Source organism: Endozoicomonas gorgoniicola (assembly GCF_025562715.2).
In the GTDB taxonomy this organism is placed as follows: Bacteria; Pseudomonadota; Gammaproteobacteria; order Pseudomonadales; family Endozoicomonadaceae; genus Endozoicomonas_A; species Endozoicomonas_A gorgoniicola.
The window spans coordinates 3,733,553-3,754,414 of the sequence record NZ_JAPFCC010000001.1; the positions used below are offsets into that span (position 1 = coordinate 3,733,553).

Here is a 20,862-nt window from a genome sequence, read left to right on the forward strand (position 1 = left end):
TAAGTTCCGAAACCGACTTGAGGACAGGGAATGAATCTGCTCACCATTCTGATGCTGCTGTTTGCCACGCTTATGGTCATTGTCATGGTCACTGAAAAGTACGGCAGGCCCATGAACAATGAAAAACAGGCGAAGTGGTCAAAGATCATTATGATACTGGTGTTTGCACTGATTTTGGTCCGCATACTAAAAGAGCTGTTCTGAACAACCAGAAGTGACAGGATTATCTCGACAGGAAAGGCGCTGTAGATACCACTCAACTGAATATTGAACTTATCCACAGCCAATCCGCTGCACGAACGTCTACCCACCCTGTTGCGACCACAGGGGGACGGAACCCTGCCAGAATGCTGATCAGGGCATTATAGCCGGAACATCCAATCCCGTTTTTTCATCCAGTCCGAACATGATATTCATATTTTGAATCGCCTGACCTGCTGCTCCTTTCACCAGGTTGTCAATCACAGAGAGAACCACCACCGTACCCCCTCCCTGTGGACGATACACGGCTATACGGCACTGATTGCAGGCTTTTACAGAACGGGTTTCAGGCAAACTGCCAGCAGGCATTACATCCACAAACGGTTCATTTTCATAGGTCTGCTCATACAAGGTCTGCAAGTCTACCGAATGATCTTTCACCGTCGCATAAGCAGTGGCATGAATGCCACGTATCATCGGTGTCAGGTGAGGAACAAACACCAGTTCACCATCGAAGCCGGGAGACATCCTGGACAACCCCTGCCGGATCTCAGGCAGGTGTCGATGCCCTGCTACACCATAAGCCTTGAATGACTCAGACACTTCACACATCAGGCTGGCCACTTTAGCACCACGTCCCGCACCACTGACCCCGGACTTGGCATCCACAATAACAGAACCCTCAACCAGATCGTTCTGAAACAGGGGCAACAGACCCAGCTGGGTCGCCGTTGGATAGCAGCCGGGGTTAGCCACCAGCTGCGCCTGACGAATGGCATCTCTGTTCATTTCCGGCAGCCCATAAACCGCCTCATCCAACAGGTGTGGGCAGGCATGCTCAACACCGTACCACTGCTGCCAGTCAGTGGGGTTGCTCAAGCGAAAATCAGCCGCCAGATCAATGACCTTAACACCCTCATCCAGAAGGGTTGGCACCGACTGCATGGCAATACCATTAGGCGTGGCAAAAAAGACCAGGTCACACCGGGACAGTACTTCGTTGTCCGGCTCAGTAAAGGGAATATCCATCTTCCCACGTAAACCGGGGTATAACTCGCTGACCGCTTTACCACATTCTGAACGTGATGTGATTACCTGCACATCGGCTTCCGGATGAGTCGCCAGCAAACGCAGTAATTCGGCACCGGTATAGCCTGTACCACCTACGATTCCGATTTTCATTGCCGCTCTTCCTATTGTTTTCTGCGATAGAAATCACAACCTTTCAATTGTGACTTTTTATTTATTTTTCAAGAATATTTATTCACTTAGGGTTTTGCAAGTTATTCCCGTTGTTTCAATGGCTGAATAACGTCTGTCAGCCCATTGATATGTATTTCCAGTGCCAGCTGCAGCAGACGCCCCAGCTCGCCTTGAGGAAACCCTTTTTTGGCAAACCAGAGCAGATACTCTTCAGGCAGGTCGATCAACATCCGTCCACTGTACTTGCCAAAAGGCATCGTCATACGTGCCAGCTTCAATAAATCCTGTTTATCAAACATCGTCATGACCTCAAAACAAATAGGTGATCACAAAAGGTAAAACCATTGCGGTAAGGATGGCATTCAGACACATTGCCAGACTCGAATAGACGCCCATGGTCGGATTTATACCAAACGCCATGGCAGTTCCTCCGGCATGAGCATTGATACCCAGGGCAAACCCGGTCGCACGCAGATCATAGACCCCGGTTCTGCGGCAAACCCATGGACCCACCAGACCACCATAAACCCCTGAAATACAGACAACTGCCACCGCAACAGGAACAATCCCGCCCATCTTTTCAGACAACGCCAGGGCAACTGCGGTTGTGACACCTTTGGTTGAAACAGACAGTAGCACATCATTCCCGGCACCGGTTACCCAGGCAACACCAAGCCCCAGTAAAACCACCAGTACAGCACCCAGTAAGAGCGTAGAAAGAATTGGCCCGGCATGCCGGCGAACATGGTGCAGTTGCTGAGACAGAGGAATGGCCAGTGCCACAGTAAACGGCGCAAGCAGTGTTTTCAGGATTGAGCTGTGTTCAGTGTAGGTTTCAATACTCATCGAAGAAAAGCGAATGACCAGAAACACCAGCAGGCTGCCAACAATAACGGGGTGAAACCAGCCCTTGCGCCCACTGCGGATAAACAGCCGTTCTCCGATCAGATAAGCACCCAGTGTCAGCAACAAAACAGTCACAGGATTTGACATAAACGGCTCCAGGCGCACCATTAAATCACTCACGACTGCTGCTCCCTGCTCCGTGACGTCTCCCTATGACGTAACAAGTACTGCATAAAGTGTCCACTGATCACGATACCCACAGGCGTGGCAACAAAAGTCGCCAGCATCAGTGGCAACCATTGCCGTGACAACAGATCTGTCATAAAAAACACCGCAACGGCGGAAGGAATAAACAGAACCGCCATATAGTGAATACAAAACTGGCTGACCTGTTGCAGATTGTCAGACGCACCGCCTTTGATCTGTAACCAGATCAACAGCAGAATAAGCCCCGTTACCGCTCCGGGTACAGGAAGATTAAACAGGGTACTGATTGCCTCACCAATGACGGTGAACAAGAGTAAAGTCACAAAGCCTGAAAGCATGGTATTCGCCTGACCACTAAAAATTCAGAAGAGCCAAAAACTTACTTTTACCACAAACGACATTGACCGATAAGAGAGCTGTTCCTCAAAGACGATTAATTCATTAACTGCCTTCATTAACTATCCATGACCGATCAGATAGAATCTGCCTGTCGTCAAACCACCCAACAGACAGGAGCCACCTTGCCCGACCATCTACCCCCTGAGCCTGACCATTCACTGCACCAGCTGCGAATCAAACTGTCCAGTACCGATGCCCTGCCCCAGCTGACTGCTATTGGCATGCTGATCGGCTTGCTGGCAGGCGGGCTACTGATTCTGTTTCGGGAAATCGTTACCGGTTCAACCGGCTTCTGGCTGCCAAGGGGAGATGAACACTTTGAAACCCTGTCTGAACTGTCACGATTTATTATTCCTGTCATCGGTTCGCTGGCGATTCTCTGCCTGTTTGCCTGCGCACCAGTTAAACGACGTTCTGTTGGTATTTTGCATGTGGTGGAGCGCCTGCAGTTTCATAAAGGCAAAATGTCTTTCACAGGTATGATGCTGCAGTTTTTCGGAGCCATCATTGCCCTGGTCTGTGGTTTTTCAGTCGGGCGCGAAGGGCCAGCGGTTCATGTGGGTGCAGCAACAGGCAGCTTACTGGGACAAAAACTCCAACTGCCACAAAACACCCTGAGCATTCTCGCAGCCTGTGGAGCAGCAGCCGCTATTTCCGCATCGTTTAACACGCCACTGGCAGGCGTCATTTTTGCCACGGAAGTGGTGCTGCGCCAGTACACGCTCAACAGTTTCATTCCTGTTATCGCAGCTGCCGTGATGGCAGCGGTGTTATCCCAGATTATGTACGGCCCTGACCCGGCGTTCGTGGTGCCGGTCATCCCCATGGCATCGTTGCCCGAACTGGGCATTGCCGCCATTTCTGCCTGCCTGACGGGTGTTCTGGCGGCAGGGTTTATAAAACTTCAGTTATGGACGGCCAGCAAACAACAGCAACTGTTTATAAACCCACTGCTTCTGGCGGGGATAGGCATGGGCACTGTCGGTTATTTCCTGCCCGCCGTTATGGGAATTGGTTATGACACCATTGAGTTGATCCTTAATGGCGAGTTGATGAACACCTCTTTTCTGCTGACCCTGCTCGCCGCCAAACTCGTGACCACCGCGCTGGTTACCGGGCTGGGCATTCCCGGCGGCATTATAGGGCCGTCGCTGATGATGGGAGCCTTAGCCGGTGCCGCTTTTGGGCATCTGGGGGATATAGTGCTTAGCCTTCGTGATGTCAGCAGCGCCTTCCATGCACTGCTGGGCATGGTTGCCATGATGGCGGCGGTGTTGCAGGCTCCCATGGCAGCACTGGTCACCGTGCTGGAGTTAACCCGTAATCCACACATCATCATGCCCGCCATGCTTGTGATCGTGATTGCCTGCCTGGTGGCCGGACGGCTCACTGCCCGTGGTGGGTTGATTGAAATGCAGCTGAACGCTAAAGGCTACAACAACCCGCATTCACCGCTTAATCAATTACTCAGCCAGAAAGGCGTTGCCACTATTATGAGCAGGAACTTTGACCTGCTGAACGATACCGATATTGTCCCGGTACCGGTTCATGCCTCACTTCAGGATGCCCTGGAAATTATGGAAGCGCATTCGGTTGAAGTACTGGGTGTTTACACTTCCGGCAAGCACCATCAGGTGCTTTGTGGCGTGATCACCAGACAGGCTATCAATAGCTTCTTTAAATAGCTTCTACCAATAGTTCTTTTACCCCGGAGCAGATCCGGCTAATCTGTTGTGGTCAAGAGGTTGAGACAATAACGATCAGGATAATAAGTCAAACAGGGGTACGTTGCCATGCTCTGGGTAAAAGCTTTTCATTTGATCGCCATGGTTTGCTGGTTTGCAGCCCTGTTCTACCTGCCTCGGCTTTTCGTCTATCACGCCATGAGTGACGACAGCATCAGCCGTGAGCGGTTCAAAGTGATGGAGCGCAAGCTCTACAGAGGCATTGCCATGCCGTCAATGCTGGTCACCCTGATTCTGGGGTTCTGGCTGCTGAGCTATAACCCGTCCTACTACATGAGCAGTGGCTGGATGCACGCCAAACTGGCGTTGGTATTTCTTTTGATTGGCTATCACCACGTATGCGGGGCATTCCTGAAAAAATTTGCCCGGGACGAGAACACCCGGTCTCACACATTTTACCGATGGTTCAATGAAGTTCCGGTGCTGTTTCTGGTTGGTATTATTGTGCTGGCGGTGGTCAAGCCTTTCTGAAACGACGGGTTAATTCGTTAAATAACCGGTCTGTCAGCCGATGGGGACTGGCATGGATGCCAAACATTACAAAGTACTCTTCGAAGGCAAAATCTTGCCCGGCAATGACGAAGACAGCGTGAAAGAGCGCCTGAAAACATTGTTTCATGCGGATGATTCGCGCATAAGCCGTCTGTTCTCCGGCAAGTCATACGCCATACGTAAAAACATCTCGAAAAAAGAAGCCCAAAAATACGAAAAAGCCATTATGCAGGCTGGCGGACAATGCCGGATTGTTGCCATGGACAACAGCTGGGAGCTGGAGCCCATTGAAGAGGAACAGACTAAAGCCGGCACATCCGGGAAGTCTCTGTTAACTCGTATCAATAGTCGCTTTAGAAAAGGCTCATCCGAGCCTTTCCGGCTGATCGGGCGCATGGGGCGATGTCAGTTCAATAGCCTCTGCTGGCTGATTATGGTGATAGAGGCTGTGACTTTCCTGCTGCCCATGTACCTGCCGACCATTCAACAGATATCGACTGTGACGATGGGGCTTCATGCACTGGCCCTCATTGTCTCGGTTTATGCCATGACAGCCCGGCTGCACGATCTGAATCGCAGCGGCTTACAGTGGCTGTTCGTGATCATTCCTATCGTCAACCTGATGTTCATGTCCTGGCTGGCCTTCGCAAAAGGCACGAATGGGGGCAATGCTTATGGTGAGCCGCCTGCCAAACCCGGTCTCTTTGCCAAACTACTGGGACTCTATATTCCAGCAGGTATCGTGCTGGTCGCGGCTGCCGGGATCTATCTGTATCAGGATGAGTTGCTGAACCTGATCCAGCAAGTGCCTGCCAGGCTGTCCAAAGAGATACCCGGAGAGGTCGGGGGCTACCTGCCCTTCCTGTCGCTATAAGTTGCTCAGTCACACTTGAGTATCTGTCATAAACGGCTACATTTGTTTGCAGGCGTACCAAAGCCTTACGACGAAAATAGCGAACAGCCAAGAGAACTGCCAAACTAAACACGATCAATAACCGCTCTCCAATAATTCACACTGGTTAACATTTAACCACCCATATACGCATCAATACGCAGTACATTGATCCAGATCAATGGTTATAATCACGGTTTTTACGACACATGCTCCCTAGTCAGATCGCAAGCAGGTTAAGTCTGATTTTTTCATTACAGACAGTTTGCATCCGGAGTAAGTAATCGCCAGACCAGAAGTTTAAGGATCGGCGTGACGACCTGCTACAGGCATCACAAAGTTCTGAAAACGGACTGATTGTCCTTATTCAGTTAGGTATAATTTTTATGAGCAAAGATAGCATTCTCGTTATTAACTGCGGCAGTTCTTCCCTGAAGTTCTCTGTTATCAACCCGGCTACCGAAGAAGAATACATCAATGGCCTGGCTGAGCGCATGGGTAGCAGCGAAGCTGAGCTGAGCTGGAAAATCAACGGCGAGAAAGGCAACCAGTTCCTGGGTCAGGCGGCTCATGACGAAGCCATTGAAGCCCTGATGGGACTGCTGAGCAAAGAAGGCCTGATCGACAACATCGCTGCTATCGGTCACCGTGTTGTACACGGCGGCGAGAAATTCACTCAGTCTGCCCTGGTGACTGATGAAATTATCACCGCTATCGAAGAGTGCGTACCACTGGCACCTCTGCACAACCCGGCTCACCTGCGCGGCCTCAAGGCGGCACAGAAATTCTTCCCGGGTCTGCCGAACGCTGTTGTATTTGACACGGCCTTCCACCAGACCATGGCTCCGGAAAACTACCTGTACGCCATTCCATACGAGCTGTATGAGAAGCACGGTGTTCGTCGTTACGGTGCGCACGGCACCTCCTACCGCTATGTTGGACAGGCTGCTGCTAACATGCTGGGTCTGGACATCAACAACAGCAACATCATGGTGGCTCACCTGGGTAACGGTGCCTCTGCCTGTGCCATCAAGAACGGCAAGTCCATCGACACCACCATGGGCCTGACCCCCCTGGAAGGTCTGGTTATGGGTACCCGTTCCGGCGATATTGACCCTAACGTCTTCAACTTCCTGAAGAACTCCCTGGGCTACTCCCTGGAGCGCACCACCGAGATGCTGAACAAGGAATCCGGTCTGCTGGGTCTGTCCGGCGTGGACAGCGACTGCCGCAACATTGAAAATGCTGCAGCGGAAGGTAATGAACGTGCACAGCTGACTCTGGACGTATTCTGCCACGTACTGGCTGAGAAGCTGGCGGGCTTCGCAGCTGCCATGGGTAGCATTGATGCCCTGGTATTCACCGGCGGTATCGGCGAAAACTCCAGCACTATCCGTAAGAACGTGATTGAGCGTCTGGGCATCTTCGGCTTCAAGCTGGATGAACAGAAGAACGACGAAACCTTCCGTGGCAAGAGCGGCGTAATCACTAAAGAAGGTTCTACCGTTGCCATGGTTGTCACCACCAACGAAGAACTGATGATTGCTCGTGATACTCAGGCCCTGACTGCCTGATATGAGGATCGTGTAAACGCTGGTTAAGCTCCACAGCTGACTGGCGTTTGCTGTTTTTACCAACAGGAGGCGTATGCCTCCTGTTGTGTATGTCTGAAGTTATTTCCGGAATAGACGAATGCGTACATTCTTCCTTGCTCCAACCCGCTACGGTGTCGGTCTGACCTCCGTCACTCTGGGTCTGGTGCGCGCCCTGGACAAACTGGGTCTGCGCGTTAAATTCTTTAAGCCAATTGCTCAGCTGCATGTATCTGATACCGGCCCTGAACGCTCCACCAAGCTGGTGCAGCGCATCATGGATCACGAGCCACCTGCGCCGATCTCCTCCAACCGTGTTGAAGACCTGCTGGGTGACAACAAAGGTGATGAGCTGATGGAAGAAATCGTCGCACTGTTCGACGACGCTTCCAAAGGTGCTGAGGTGCTGGTCGTGGAAGGTCTGGTACCGACCCGCAGCATGCCGTACGCCAACCGTTTGAACAACGATATGGCACGCACCCTGAACGCTGACATTATTCTGGTGTCCGAGCCGGGTGAAAACACCCTGGAAGACGAAGCGGACAAACTGGAAATTGCCGCTGACAGCTTCGGCGGTATCAAGAACCCGAACATGATTGGCTACATCCTCAATAAACTGGATGAGACAACCATCAACGCCCTGAAAGGCGAAGACGGTTCTTTCAAGCCTCTGCCAGAATTCGCCCGCAAAGCCTTCCTGCCGCTGGGTTACATTCAATGGGACAGTTCCCTGTCTTCCCCACGTACCCTGGACATCAGCAACCATCTGGGTACAACCATTATCAACGAAGGTGAGATCGCGACACGCCGTGTTACCTCTTATACATTAAGTGCGCGTACACCGACCAACATGATTCACCACCTGAAGCCGGGCAATCTGGTCATTGCACCAGGCGACCGTGATGACATCATTCTGGCGACCACCATGGCAGCACTGAACGGTGTACCGCTGGCTGGCCTGCTGCTGACCAGTGACCTGCTCCCTTCCGAGCCAGTCATGGAACTGTGCCAGAAAGCCATTGCGTCTGGCCTTCCGGTTCTGCTGACCGAACACGACTCTTATAACACTGCCAGCAAGCTGGATCGCATGAACAACGAACTGCCGATAGACGACACTGATCGTGTTGAAACGGTAATGAACACCCTGGCTGAGAACCTGAACACCGAATGGTTCAAAGGCCACTGTGATGCTATTGCCGAGCGTCGTCTGTCTCCACCAGCGTTCCGTTACAACCTGGTTCAGCGCGCGATGGGTGCCAAGAAGCGTGTTGTACTGCCTGAAGGTGATGAGCCTCGCACGATCAAAGCGGCTGTGATCTGTCAGGAACGCGGTATTGCTGAATGTATCCTGCTGGGTAACCGTGAAACCATTGAACAGGTGGCTCGTGACAACGGTGTCACTCTGCCAGAAGGCCTGATCATCATGGACCCGGAACACGTTCGCGGTCGTTACGTTGAGCCAATGGTTGAGTTACGCAAACATAAGGGCCTGACAGCACCTATGGCTGAAGCCCAGCTGGAAGACACTGTGGTACTGGGTACCATGATGCTGGCTCAGGGTGAGGTGGACGGACTGGTATCCGGCGCGGTTCACACTACAGCCAACACCATCCGTCCGGCATTCCAGCTGATCAAACCAAGCCGTGAATCCGGCGGACTGGTTTCCTCCGTATTCTTTATGCTGCTGCCTGATCAGGTACTGGTATACGGCGACTGTGCGGTTAACCCGAACCCGGACGCTGAAGCATTGTCCAACATCGCTATCCAGAGTGCTGATTCCGCTCAGGCATTTGGCATTGACCCACGTATCGCCATGATCAGCTACTCAACCGGTGCTTCCGGTATCGGTGCCGATGTTGAACGTGTTCGTGAAGCCACTGAACTGGTTCGCCAGAAACGTCCTGACCTGGTTGTAGACGGCCCGATGCAGTACGACGCAGCAACGGTTGAGTCTGTAGCGCGCAGCAAAGCACCGGATTCTGACGTAGCTGGTCGTGCGACAGTGTTCATCTTCCCAGACCTGAATACCGGTAACACCACTTACAAGGCGGTTCAGCGCAGTGCCGACGTTATTTCTGTTGGTCCTATGCTGCAAGGTCTGAACAAACCTGTAAACGACCTGTCCCGTGGTGCGCTGGTAGACGATATTGTTTACACCATCGCCCTGACCGCGATTCAGGCTGAAGCGGACAAGTAATTGTCTGTTTCATGTGTTGAAAGCAGCGTTGCCTGCTTTCAACACAACGTTGTTCTTTTGCTTTCTGGTTTCTGATCCCTTTCCATTGCATGACTCATAACCTAAACAAAAGCGTCACAATTCCTTTTTAGACTGTTAAATCATGAGTATTAAGAATGATGTGTCAATGTCGATATCCGTTTATTACGTACTTAAGAAAAGCAAGAAAAAGGATAAATTCATGAAGCACCATCTCCATACACGATCCAGCATCACCTGTTCCGACTGCGGCCATACATCGGATGAAACCATGCCACTGGATGCCTGTGTTTACCTGTATGAATGCAAAAACTGCCAGAAACTGATGACTCCCGATTCCGGCGACTGTTGCATTTTCTGCTCCCACGGCACTCACCACTGCCCGACCAGCCAGAGAGAAAGCCGAGCCTATAGTGAGATGCCTTCTGCCTCTTTCATGACCACTTCTACTGTTGATGCTGCTCAAGCTAGCTGAATTTCCACCTGCATTCTAACCAAATATTGCGACTACCTATGCGCCTGTTCAAAGGCAGGCTGGCGCATACCCCCTCATTCGAAAACAAAAGCCATGAGCCTCTTGCAAAACGATCAATGCTGTTCATATCTGCTACCAGGTAAGGGTAGAATGACGACTCGAACTCAATCAGGCAGTAAAAAGGTTCTTCAGTGACTATCGAAAGAATGGAAATCAAACAGCGTATGAGCCGTATCGTTAAACATAACGGCACTATATATCTGTGTGGGCAGGTAGCAGACGATGCCAGTGCAGGCATTAAAGAACAAACACAAACCATGCTCGACAAGGTGGACACGTTGCTGGAGCAGGCTGGCAGCAATCGCAAACACATTCTGTCTGCCACCCTCTACATCAAGGATATGGCCCTGTTTGCGGAAATGAATGAAGTCTGGGATGCCTGGGTGCCAGAAGGTCATGCGCCTGCTCGTGCCTGTGTCCAGGCGAGCATGGCTCGTGAAGCGTTACTGGTTGAGATTTCAGTGATTGCTGCTGAGAAGTAACACAAAACATCCTGTCGTCATCCCTGCGAAAGAGGGAGTCCACTGCTCGTGTTGGATTCCCATCTGCGTGGGAATGGCGGCAAATGAACTTTTCTCCTGTCAGTCCTTTGTTGAAAACAACGATATGATCGGCGTGATGAAATACGCCAAAGAAAATCCCGATATCTACAGGCAACGACCGGATACTCAGCTCAAGCAAGAATGGCAGGACTTTATCCGAACCAAACCTCAAGAGGTTCAAAGATCAATATGCACTTCATGAGGAATCGCTCTTCTTTAAAGGAGTTTCACCCACTGGATAGTTCTTACAAGGTAAAGTGATCTTTGCTTCATTTATCGCTATTGCCAATTCAGAATTTTGATTACCAAGATTCAAAGTGTCTTCTTGCAAAGCTTTTTGATATAATTTTTTATTTTCTCTATTCCTTCGTGCTGCTATTTTATTTAGCTCCGCTTGACGTTTTTGTTTCTGATCAGGCGTTAATCCAGTGACACATCCTCTAGATTTTCGCCTGATTTCTTTTTCATAATTAATCAGAGGGTATCTCTTTTCTATACTAGCTATCGTCAACTGCGCTGTATCTGGACAGTAATCATTAAGTTGTTTTTTTAACTCATTATTTTTTATCTTGATTTGGTCGTAGCATTCTTTCATTTGTTTTAAACGAATTTTTTTAGACTCTCTCGACTTTCTGGCTGACTTCTTGTTGTTCTGTCTTATTTGCTCACGATAATCATACATCTCTTCTTCTGATGATTTTTTAACATTTGTACGTGTTTTCTTTGCAACGACTTCTGTATGTACAGCGACTTCTGTAGAAGGCCCTGAATAAAATTCATCCTGGGTATTGTCAGAAAAAAAACGCGTACCTTCTGACAAAACTGAAGTTTCAATGTTAAGCACATTGCTGTTATCAGACCTTTGAAGACATATTTTCTCATCTTCCTGTACTGCTTGATCCATATTCTCAGGATGTAACTGCTCATCTTTTACTGGGAAAAGTGAAGTTAAGGAATATTTTTCAATGGCTTTACTGGTCTGTAGAGGCGTTGCACCGAAATTTTCCAGTGGATTTTGAGTAGTTACCTCAGGATCTTCTATTTCATTAAAAAACAAGCTTGGTGAATATGCTTCACCCGGCTTCATGATTGACTCGATATCCAGTGGAGTGTATGGACAAGAAGGTAATGCCTCCGTATATTTTGGCTTGAATTGTTCCAAACTGGATAAACCATGCGGATCTGGTTGTTCATTATCAGGCATAAAGCCAGACCCAAGGAGTACAGAAGGTACCTTGTCAACAGTAAATCCTGAGAATGTAGCTACACTCGGAGTTGATAACTCTAATTCTTTATCACCGGAAAAATCAGGATTTGTGGTATATTCTATTGATGAGTTATTTGAAATGGGTTGACTCATAATAGTTTCTCTCTGAATCTAACTTATAACTTCTATTTAGATGTATTTTCCATTTAATTGTTCCCCGAAAAGATCATTATTTATTTTTCAGCCATAAGCGGAAACAACCGGAGTTCCACAACCTGCCTTAATATTTGAGACGTGAATCCCCAGTATAAGGCCAGATAAAACAAGGTTTACACCACTGAATCAGAGTTAAGAGAGACCATCTCCACACCTACATCCATCAACCAGCAGGCAAAGTCCGGATGGTCGCTGGGGCTCTGCCCACAGATTCCGATGTATTTCCCTTGTTTTTTACACGGCTGAGATGCCTGAAGGTCATGCGCCTGCACGCGCCTGTGTCCAGGCGAGCATGGCTCGTGAAGAGTTACTGGTTGAGATTTCAGTGATTGCTGCTGAGAAGTAACATAAAACATCCTGTCGTCATCCCTGCGAAAGAGGCTGTCGCAAAAGGCAGCGAGCGCAGGCAAGACAAGGCAAAAAATGGCGAAAAAGCGCAGTTTACACCGAGTAAATGAGCATTTTGAGCCATTTTTTAACGCGGTATTGGCAAGCGCAGCCCTTTTGCGACAGTCTCGAAAGCGGGAGTCCACTGCTCGTGCTGGATTCCCATCTGCGTGGGTGGGTATTCCGGAGCCATCCGGCCACCGATTCCGCTTACATTCGGCCACCCATTCCGTTAGTATCCGGCCACTGATTCCGTTACATCCGGCCACCCCCTTACCGACCAGTGGCGCAGTCCCATAATTCACCGCTACCCTCAAGCTTGAGACCTCCTCAAGGACGAGTGGATAGCATCATGAAGAGACTGCCCATGCGCAAAATTCGTGAAGTACTCAGGCTCAAATTCGAGCACCAACTCAGCATCCGGAAGATTGCCAGTAGCTGCAATATTTCCAGAGCAACCGTCAGTGATTACCTTAACCGGTTTGCTGCTTCCGGACTGGAATGGCCTTTGTCGTCTAATCTGGATGAGACGACACTGGATCAACAACTGTTTCCCGTTCAGCCGCCTGCCTCAAAACGGCAACTGGCCTTGCCAGACTGGAGCGAAATTCATCAGGAACTTCGCAAGTCCGGTGTCACCCTGATGGTACTCTGGCAGGAATACAAGACCAATCATCCTGACGGCTATCAGTACAGTTGGTTCAGTGACCGCTACAGAGAGTGGCGAACGCATCTTGATGTTGTTATGCGCCAAAATCATATTGCAGGCGACAAGCTGTTCATCGATTACGCTGGACAGACGGTTCCTGTCGTTAATCAGCACACAGGGGAGGTTCAGCAGGCGCAGGTGTTTATTGCGACGCTTGGTGCCTCCAGTTACACCTATGCAGAAGCCACATTATCTCAGTCCTTGCCAGACTGGATAGGCTCTCACGTGCGTACCTTTGAATACCTGGGTGGAGTACCCAATAACCTGGTGCCGGACAACCTGAAAAGTGGCGTGAAGCATCCTCATCGTTATGAGCCTGAGATCAATCCTACTTATCAAGACCTGGCCGAACATTATAATGTCGCTGTCGTACCTGCGCGGGTACGATCCCCCAAAGATAAAGGTAAGGTCGAGTCTGCTGTCCAGATAGTTGAACGGTGGATACTGGCGCGTTTACGTCACCAGACATTCTTCTCTCTGGCTTCACTCAATGAGGCTATTGCAGGGTTACTGACAGAACTGAATAACCAACCGTTCCAGAAACTGTCCGGCAGCCGTCGCTCATTGTTTGATTCTCTTGATAAGCCTGCACTGCGCCCACTGCCTGAAATGCGTTATCAATACGCAGAATGGAAAGAGGCACGAGTACATATTGACTACCACGTAGAGGTCGACAAACACTACTACTCGGTCCCTTATCAGCTGGTCAAAAAGCAATTAAGTATACGCATGACCAGTCAGACGATTGAGTGCTTCCATAAGGGGCAAAGAGTCGCCAGCCACCGGCGTTCGCAGCATAAGGGCAGGCATACTACTCAAGCCAGCCACATGCCGGAAAAGCACCGTAAATATGCCGAGTGGACACCAGAGCGAATGCAAAGCTGGGCGGCAAAAATCGGACCTGAAACCGCAGCCGTCATCCAGCGCGTCCTTGCAACACGGCGTTATCCTGAACAGAGTTACCGAAGTTGTCAGGGCATCATCCGTTTAGCCAAAGGCTACGGTAATGACCGACTTGAAAACGCCTGTCGTCGTGCACTTTATGCAGACACCTGCACTTACCGGAGCATAGAGTCAATCCTGAAGCACAATCTCGATCAGCAACCGCTTCCGGAACTGGAGACAGAGACGTTGTTGCCTGATGAGCACGAGAACCTTCGGGGTTCAGACTACTTTAACTAACGACGACAGGAGAATAAAAATGTTAATGAACCCTACGATGGAAAAGCTTCAGGCTCTGAAGCTTACCGGTATGCTCGAAGCATTGGATGAGCAGCTTAAAAGTCCGGATATAGAGCAGCTGTCCTTTGATGAGCGGCTCGGCTTAATGATTGACCGTGAAGTGACCGCAAGGGATAACCGGCGTTTAAAAACAAGGCTTAAAAAAGCACGACTACGTCATGATGCCTGCATGGAAGACATAGACTATCGTCACCCCCGTGGTCTTAAACGAGACCAGATACAGCAGTTGTTATCCAGCCACTGGATACGGGAGCATCAGAACGTGATCATTACAGGGCCGACAGGTGTGGGAAAAACCTGGCTAGCCTGTGCAATGGCACAAAAGGCCTGCCGGGATGGGTACACAGTGCAGTACCTCAGGCTGCCGAGATTACTGCAAGATCTGAACTTGGCAAGGGCTGACGGTCGCTATGTGAAACTGATGACAGCACTGGCAAAAACTGACCTTCTTCTTTTAGACGACTGGGGTCTATCAACTCTGACAGAAAGCCAACGACGTGACCTGTTAGAAATAGTAGAAGACCGGCACAATGTAAAAAGCACCCTGGTCACCAGTCAGATGCCGGTAGATCACTGGCATGAATTGATCGGCGATCCAACACTGGCAGATGCCATTCTGGACAGGCTGATTCACAACGCTCACCGGGTGCCACTGAAGGGCGACTCCCTGCGCAAGAAACAGTCAAAACTGGCAAATTCAGAACTTACGTCCTAAGCTGCTATCCGATGCGTCGCTACGCTCCGAAGAGGGGTGGCCGGATACACTGGAACAGGTGGCCGGATGTTACCGGAATTGGTGGCCGAATGCGCTGGAATACCCACGTGGGAATGGCGGCAAATGAACTTTTCTCCTGTCAGTCGCTCTAACTGTTTGAAAAGTAACCAATGTCTTCTATTATCCCTGCGAAAGAGCGCTCTACAGCAGCCTGGCAGGAAAAAATCCAACGCCACCAGGTATTTCTTTCAGACTGTCAGTCCTTTGTTGAAGACAACGATATGCACTTCATGAGGGATCGCTCTTCTTTAAAAAAGTTTCGCCCACTGGATAGTTTTTACAAGGTAAAGTGGTCTTTACTTCATTTATTACTATTTCCAATTCAGAATTTTTATTACCAAGATTCAAAGTGTCTTCTTGCAAAGCTTTTTGATATAATTTTTCATTGTCTCTTCTCCTTTGTGCAGCTATTTTATTTTGCTCCACTTTACGTTTTTGTTTCTGATCAGGCGTTAATCCAGTGAGACATTCTCTAGATATTTGCTTGATTTCTTTTTCATAATTAATCAGAGGGTATCTCTTTTCTATACTAGCTATCGTCAACTGCGCTGTATCTGGACAGTAATCATTAAGTTGTTTTTTTAACTCATTATTTTTTATCTTGATTTGGTCGTAGCATTCTTTTATTTGTTTTAAACGAATTTTTTTAGAATCTCTCGACTTTTGGGCTGACTTCCTGTTGTTCTGTTTTCTTTGCTCAAGATAATCATACATCTCTTCTTCTGATGATTTTTTAACATTTGTACGTGTTTTCTTTGCAACGACTTCTGTATGTACAGCGACTTCTGTAGAAGGCCCTGAATAAAATTCATCCTGGGTATTGTCAGAAAAAAAAACGCGTACCTTCTGACAAAACTGAAGTTTCAATGTTAAGCACATTGCTGTTATCAGACCTTTGAAGACATATTTTCTCATCTTCCTGTACTGCTTGATCCATATTCTCAGGATGTAACTGCTCATCTTTTACTGGGAAAAGTGAAGTTAAGGAATATTTTTCAATGGCTTTACTGGTCTGTAGAGGCGTTGCACCGAAATTTTCCAGTGGATTTTGAGTAGTTACCTCAGGATCTTCTATTTCATTAAAAAACAAGCTTGGTGAATATGCTTCACCCGGCTTCATGATTGACTCGATATCCAGTGGAGTGTATGGACAAGAAGGTAATGCCTCCGTATATTTTGGCTTGAATTGTTCCAAACTGGATAAACCATGCGGATCTGGTTGTTCATTATCAGGCATAAAGCCAGACCCAAGGAGTACAGAAGGTACCTTGTCAACAGTAAATCCTGAGAATGTAGCTACACCCGGAGTTGATAACTCTAATTCTTTATCACCGGAAAAATCAGGATTTGTGGTATATTCTATTGATGAGTTATTTGAAATGGGTTGGCTCATAATAGTTTCTCTCTGAATCTAACTTATAACTTCTATTTAGATGTATTTTCCATTTAATTGTTCCCCGAAAAGATCATTATTTATTTTTCAGCCATAAGCGGAAACAACCGGAGTTCCACAACCTGCCTTAATATTTGAGACGTGAATCCCCAGCATAAGGCCAGATAAAACAAGGTTTACACCACTGAATCAGAGTTAAGAGAGACCATCTCCACACCTACATCCATCAACCAGCAGGCAAAGTCCGGATGGTCGCTGGGGCTCTGCCCACTGGTTCCGATGTATTTCCCTTGTTTTTTTACACGGCTGAGATGCCTGAAGGTCATGCGCCTGCACGCGCCTGTGTCCAGGCGAGCATGACTCATGAGGCGTTACTGGTTAAGGTTTGGCACCAGATCAATCTCTACCCGCCTGTTCATTGCCCGGCCTGATGTCGTTGCATTGTCGCCTATAGGGTTGGACGCCCCCATACCGTAAATGCTCATTCGGCCAGCAGGAACTTTCTGGGCGACCAGATATCTGGCCACCGATTCCGCACGGGACTGGGACAGAGGATTGTTGATAATCGGGCCACCGGTACTGTCGGTATAGCCGCGAATCTCAATAAGGTTCTTATCGAATTCATTCATCACTTTGGCAACAGAGCCCAGAACCGGGTAAAAGCTGGACTTAATATCAGCCTGACTACTGTCGAAAGTAATGTTGGAAGGCATGATCAGTTTAAGGTAATCGCCCTGTCTGGACACCTGAACGCCGGTTCCCTGCAGTTCCTGCCTTAACTTCGTTTCCTGACGGTCGGTATAGTAGCCATAGCCGGCTCCTGCCGCACCACCAATAGCTGCTCCTTTCAAAGCACCTTGACTGCCATCAGCAATGCCACCAATGACAGCGCCTGCCAGTGCCCCCAGACCGCCATACTTTGCCGCATTCTGGGTTTTCTGCTCACCGGTATAAGGGTCTGTCGTCTGACACCCCACCATAAAGACAGCAACAAACAACAGTGGCAGTGCATTTCTGAATGATTTGATCATCGATAGTCTCCCGGGAGAAAGCTCTCTCTGAGCGTCAGCCCCTGACAATACTGTTCTCTCGAATCTCTTCACCAATGGTCGTACCGGGTCCATGCCCTGTCACTACGCAGGCTTCTTCGTCGAGAACATATAAACGTTCACGGATAGATTTTTCTATCGCTTTAAAGTCTCCGCCCCAGAGGTCGGTTCTGCCAATAGAGCGACGGAACAGTGTATCACCTGCAATCAGTAGTTTGTGTGATTCAAAGTAAAAGCTCATTGACCCTGGTGTATGACCCGGTGTGTGAAGGGCAACACCACAGCCACAGGGTAGTTCTTCATCATCTTTAAGCCAGTAATCCGGATCAGGGACGGGAGCATAAGGTACACCAAACATACGACACTGCCCTTCAAGGTTATCCCACAGGAACTTGTCTTCCTCATGTAGATAGATGGGAGCACCAGTCAGTTTTTTCAGTTCACCACTGGCCAGGAAATGATCCAGGTGAGCATGGGTATGAATCAGGGCAACCACCTTAAGTCCCAGCTCATTCAGTTTGGCGAGAATAGTGTCAGCATCGCCACCCGGGTCAACAACAATAGCTTTACCGGTAGCTTTGTCACCAATGATGGTACAGTTGCACTGCAGCGGACCCACCGGAAAGGTAGTCCTGATAAAATCGGTCTGTTTTGTCATGCTGAATTCATCCTGAAGCCGATGTAGACAGGCCTGAATTCGTATCATAAGTGCATAACCTCTGTAACCAGAGGATTGTTTCAGAACCTTTGAAGTGAATCAGAACTCAGGGGTATTCTGTAAAGCAACCAAACCATACAGAGGAAGCCAAGGATGGCCTATACACACCTGAGCTCTGAAGAGAGATATTATATCGAAACTGAACTCAAAAATGGGACTTCACAAAACAAAATTGCTAAAAAGCTTGGCCGTTCACAGCCTACCGTGTCGCGAGAAGTAAACCGCAATAAAGGGCAAAGAGGGTACAGGCACCAACAGGCTAATCGCACAGCTCGGCAGCGGCACAAAGATAAGCCAAAAGCTATTAAGCTGACAGACGACATTAAACAACGTATTTCAAACGATATCCGTTCAGATTGGAGTCCTGAACAAGTGGCTGGAAGGCTTGAAAAGGACGGTGTAATCAAGCTGCATCATGAGACGATTTATCAATTTGTAGCGGATGATAAACGGCGCGGAGGCTCGCTCTATAAGCACTTGAGGCACCAGAAAAAAACTTATCGAAAGCGATACGGTTCAGCTCATAACCGAACCGGTATACCAAATCGGGTTGGCATTGAAGAACGCCCCGAAGTGGTCAACAACAGAGAGCGAGTTGGTGACTGGGAAGCTGATACTGTAATAGGTAAAAATCATAAAGGAGCCATCGCTACATTAGATGAACGAAAAACCAAGCTTCGCCTTGCTGTCCCTCTACCAGGCAAGAAGGCAAAAGCGGTTAAACAGGGAATAATTGACGTACTCAAGCCTCTGAAAAGGTTTGTAAAGACAATAACATACGACAATGGAAAGGAGTTTGTTCAGCATGAATCAATTGCCAAAGCTTTAAAATGTGACAGCTACTTTGCTGCCCCCTACCATTCTTGGGAAAGAGGCCAGAATGAGAATGCTAATGGTTTGCTAAGGCAGTATTTCCCCAAGTCGATGGAGCTTAATGGCGTGACAGAAAAAGATGTCATCATTGCAGTGGATAAGCTGAACAACAGGCCAAGAAAGTGCCTGGGCTACAAGACTCCTTATGAGGCATTTAAAGAGTCAACTGGAATAGATGCAAGAAAAGTCATGGGTTATGCACTTATGACTTGAATTCAGGAGGTTTAATAAACCGCAGGGCTTGTAAAATAAAGGCCATTCCGGGAAGCGTCCGGAGTAAAGACTTTTCGAAAGACTTCTGAGCCTCTGCGGGCGCAAATTTGCAGGTCATTTTAGAGCAGTGTTTCAGGAATACCCAGTGTTATGTTGCTATTATCCAGTACTGTTTATATCAGACTTTTATTACGGCGCATGATGAAAAAATATTACTTATCCCTTCTACTCTTATTTTCTATTGCGGTAATGGGTAGTGAGTATATGCTTGTGAATGGTGAGTCAAGAGTTAGATTAACTCATAATCAAGTTAACGGAAGATGGACTGTTTTCTGGTATAACACTCAAGAATTATCTGATGTCTGCAATGTTGTGATATCTGAAAATACCGCGACTTTCGTGCATAATGGTGACTACCATTCATATCAAATATTAAGGTTAGGCTTCCCTGATAATTTTGTTCGCTCTCTTTCACCGTTAAGCTCGTCGCCGGAACGATAGGCTTAATCCAGCCTGCGGAGCCACCCTCTGGAATATTAAAGCATTGCCGGAGTCACTGTCAGTCGTTTGCAGCCACCAGTAGGCAGGCGTTCACCGGTGCCGGTCAGTCTTTCCAGCAGCAGATAAACAGGCGCGCCGTGGCTGAACAACAGCACATAACCACTCTGGTGACGGCATTTATGATAGATGGCTGTGACTGCATCAAACATTCTGGTTTTTATTGCTTCCCGGGTTTCACCATTAAATGATTCCGGATTCGCCGGAAACCAGAAATCCTTGTCATTGTATTGCGCAACCTGCTGGCTCTCCCTGTCCCCAACCTGCGACTCGATCAGTTTTGGCTCAATAATCAGTGTATGTTCGGGAACAGAAAGAACATCCATAACGTTTCTGGCTGACTCACAGGTTCTGGGCAGCGGTGATGCAACCACCTGGCAAATGTTATCAGCCGTCAAACCTGTGGACTTAAGGTCGCTGCCCAGTTGGCGAACCTGCCTGATCCCCCTGCTTGTCAAATGCGCCTCGATATAACTGGGGTGACGAGGATTTGAGCTATACCAGCCCCCCGTATTCTGTTCCGCTTCACCGTGTCGACAGATAATCAGTTCCAACGCATTCACCACCACTGATAGAGTAAGTATCACCATCAATAGCATGGCCAGAAATATTCTGCCAACTGCCCCCTTCGCATCGGTTATATGCATTAGCCA

The 20,862-nt window shown here is 48.6% G+C and carries 22 protein-coding genes and 2 pseudogenes; 12 read left to right on the forward strand and 12 right to left on the reverse strand.

What is annotated here, in order from left to right; genetic code table 11:
- The first annotated feature begins 30 nt into the window (after positions 1 to 30).
- Complete coding sequence (locus tag NX722_RS17020; RefSeq protein WP_262564024.1) at positions 31 to 204, forward strand: hypothetical protein; 174 nt, start codon at positions 31 to 33, stop codon at positions 202 to 204.
- Positions 205 to 354: 150 nt separating this feature from the next.
- Here the strand turns inward: NX722_RS17020 and argC are convergent, their stop codons facing one another.
- The 4 genes from argC to NX722_RS17040 all read right to left on the reverse strand — a co-directional run bounded on the left by argC (position 355) and on the right by NX722_RS17040 (position 2,795).
- Positions 355 to 1,383 (reverse strand): N-acetyl-gamma-glutamyl-phosphate reductase, encoded by a 1,029-nt coding sequence (argC, locus tag NX722_RS17025; protein WP_262564026.1) that lies wholly within the window; start codon positions 1,381 to 1,383, stop codon positions 355 to 357.
- 101 nt (positions 1,384 to 1,484) lie between these two features.
- Positions 1,485 to 1,703 carry a DUF3820 family protein gene (locus NX722_RS17030; protein WP_262564027.1) on the reverse strand — a complete coding sequence of 73 codons (219 nt, stop codon included), beginning with the start codon at positions 1,701 to 1,703 and terminating at the stop codon, positions 1,485 to 1,487.
- Positions 1,704 to 1,713: 10 nt separating this feature from the next.
- Entirely contained in the window at positions 1,714 to 2,397 is a 684-nt protein-coding gene (locus NX722_RS17035; protein WP_262564028.1) for an LrgB family protein, read from the reverse strand.
- Positions 2,398 to 2,426: 29 nt separating this feature from the next.
- On the reverse strand, positions 2,427 to 2,795 hold the full coding sequence (locus NX722_RS17040; RefSeq protein ID WP_262564029.1) for a CidA/LrgA family protein: 369 nt from the start codon (positions 2,793 to 2,795) through the stop codon (positions 2,427 to 2,429).
- Between the two features lie 126 nt (positions 2,796 to 2,921).
- On the opposite strand from NX722_RS17040, the gene NX722_RS17045 reads away from it, so the two are divergent.
- The 7 genes from NX722_RS17045 (at position 2,922) to NX722_RS17075 (ending at position 10,809) form a co-directional block, all read left to right on the forward strand.
- Positions 2,922 to 4,541, forward strand: coding sequence for a chloride channel protein (locus tag NX722_RS17045; RefSeq protein ID WP_262564030.1), 1,620 nt, complete (start codon positions 2,922 to 2,924; stop codon positions 4,539 to 4,541).
- A gap of 108 nt (positions 4,542 to 4,649) precedes the next feature.
- A complete protein-coding gene (hemJ, locus tag NX722_RS17050) occupies positions 4,650 to 5,072 on the forward strand; it encodes a protoporphyrinogen oxidase HemJ (RefSeq protein WP_262564031.1) in 423 nt (140 codons plus the stop codon).
- Between the two features lie 52 nt (positions 5,073 to 5,124).
- On the forward strand, positions 5,125 to 5,967 hold the full coding sequence (locus NX722_RS17055; RefSeq protein ID WP_262564032.1) for a DUF805 domain-containing protein: 843 nt from the start codon (positions 5,125 to 5,127) through the stop codon (positions 5,965 to 5,967).
- A 404-nt stretch (positions 5,968 to 6,371) separates the two neighbouring features.
- The gene (locus NX722_RS17060) at positions 6,372 to 7,559 is read left to right on the forward strand and encodes an acetate/propionate family kinase (protein ID WP_262564033.1); all 1,188 of its coding nucleotides are present in this window, start codon (positions 6,372 to 6,374) and stop codon (positions 7,557 to 7,559) included.
- A gap of 118 nt (positions 7,560 to 7,677) precedes the next feature.
- Positions 7,678 to 9,774, forward strand: a complete 2,097-nt coding sequence (gene pta, locus NX722_RS17065; protein ID WP_262564034.1) for a phosphate acetyltransferase — start codon at positions 7,678 to 7,680, stop codon at positions 9,772 to 9,774.
- A 220-nt stretch (positions 9,775 to 9,994) separates the two neighbouring features.
- Complete coding sequence (locus tag NX722_RS17070) at positions 9,995 to 10,267, forward strand: GDCCVxC domain-containing (seleno)protein (RefSeq protein ID WP_262564035.1); 273 nt, start codon at positions 9,995 to 9,997, stop codon at positions 10,265 to 10,267.
- A gap of 191 nt (positions 10,268 to 10,458) precedes the next feature.
- Positions 10,459 to 10,809, forward strand: coding sequence for a RidA family protein (locus NX722_RS17075; protein ID WP_262564036.1), 351 nt, complete (start codon positions 10,459 to 10,461; stop codon positions 10,807 to 10,809).
- 256 nt (positions 10,810 to 11,065) lie between these two features.
- On the opposite strand, the gene NX722_RS17080 is transcribed toward NX722_RS17075, so the two are convergent.
- Positions 11,066 to 12,229 (reverse strand): hypothetical protein, encoded by a 1,164-nt coding sequence (locus NX722_RS17080; protein ID WP_262564037.1) that lies wholly within the window; start codon positions 12,227 to 12,229, stop codon positions 11,066 to 11,068.
- A gap of 176 nt (positions 12,230 to 12,405) precedes the next feature.
- Positions 12,406 to 12,543: pseudogene (locus NX722_RS17085) on the reverse strand (putative PEP-binding protein); the annotation flags it as partial.
- On the opposite strand from NX722_RS17085, the pseudogene NX722_RS28920 reads away from it, so the two are divergent.
- From NX722_RS28920 to istB, 3 genes and pseudogenes are all read left to right on the forward strand, one after another.
- A pseudogene (locus NX722_RS28920) lies at positions 12,540 to 12,638 on the forward strand (RidA family protein); the annotation flags it as partial. The pseudogenes NX722_RS17085 and NX722_RS28920 sit on opposite strands and share 4 nt — an antisense overlap.
- Before the next feature lie 393 nt (positions 12,639 to 13,031).
- Positions 13,032 to 14,570: an IS21 family transposase gene (istA, locus tag NX722_RS17095; RefSeq protein WP_262564039.1), complete on the forward strand. Its 1,539-nt coding sequence runs from the start codon at positions 13,032 to 13,034 to the stop codon at positions 14,568 to 14,570.
- Positions 14,571 to 14,589: 19 nt separating this feature from the next.
- Positions 14,590 to 15,345, forward strand: a complete 756-nt coding sequence (istB, locus tag NX722_RS17100) for an IS21-like element helper ATPase IstB (RefSeq protein ID WP_262564040.1) — start codon at positions 14,590 to 14,592, stop codon at positions 15,343 to 15,345.
- A gap of 288 nt (positions 15,346 to 15,633) precedes the next feature.
- Here the strand turns inward: istB and NX722_RS17105 are convergent, their stop codons facing one another.
- The 5 genes from NX722_RS17105 to NX722_RS17125 form a co-directional block, all read right to left on the reverse strand.
- Complete coding sequence (locus NX722_RS17105) at positions 15,634 to 16,272, reverse strand: hypothetical protein (protein WP_262564041.1); 639 nt, start codon at positions 16,270 to 16,272, stop codon at positions 15,634 to 15,636.
- Positions 16,229 to 16,798: a hypothetical protein gene (locus tag NX722_RS17110; RefSeq protein ID WP_262564042.1), complete on the reverse strand. Its 570-nt coding sequence runs from the start codon at positions 16,796 to 16,798 to the stop codon at positions 16,229 to 16,231. Before NX722_RS17110 ends, NX722_RS17105 begins: the two co-directional genes overlap by 44 nt.
- 176 nt (positions 16,799 to 16,974) lie before the next feature.
- Positions 16,975 to 17,163 carry a hypothetical protein gene (locus NX722_RS17115; RefSeq protein ID WP_262564043.1) on the reverse strand — a complete coding sequence of 63 codons (189 nt, stop codon included), beginning with the start codon at positions 17,161 to 17,163 and terminating at the stop codon, positions 16,975 to 16,977.
- Between the two features lie 6 nt (positions 17,164 to 17,169).
- Positions 17,170 to 17,829 carry an OmpA family protein gene (locus NX722_RS17120; RefSeq protein ID WP_262564044.1) on the reverse strand — a complete coding sequence of 220 codons (660 nt, stop codon included), beginning with the start codon at positions 17,827 to 17,829 and terminating at the stop codon, positions 17,170 to 17,172.
- A gap of 34 nt (positions 17,830 to 17,863) precedes the next feature.
- Positions 17,864 to 18,505, reverse strand: a complete 642-nt coding sequence (locus NX722_RS17125) for an MBL fold metallo-hydrolase (RefSeq protein WP_262564045.1) — start codon at positions 18,503 to 18,505, stop codon at positions 17,864 to 17,866.
- A gap of 153 nt (positions 18,506 to 18,658) precedes the next feature.
- Here NX722_RS17125 and NX722_RS17130 point away from each other — a divergent pair, with 153 nt between their 5' ends.
- On the forward strand, positions 18,659 to 19,651 hold the full coding sequence (locus tag NX722_RS17130; protein ID WP_262563592.1) for an IS30 family transposase: 993 nt from the start codon (positions 18,659 to 18,661) through the stop codon (positions 19,649 to 19,651).
- 536 nt (positions 19,652 to 20,187) lie between these two features.
- On the opposite strand, the gene NX722_RS17135 is transcribed toward NX722_RS17130, so the two are convergent.
- Entirely contained in the window at positions 20,188 to 20,856 is a 669-nt protein-coding gene (locus NX722_RS17135; protein ID WP_262564046.1) for a histidine phosphatase family protein, read from the reverse strand.
- Between the last annotated feature and the right edge of the window lie 6 nt (positions 20,857 to 20,862).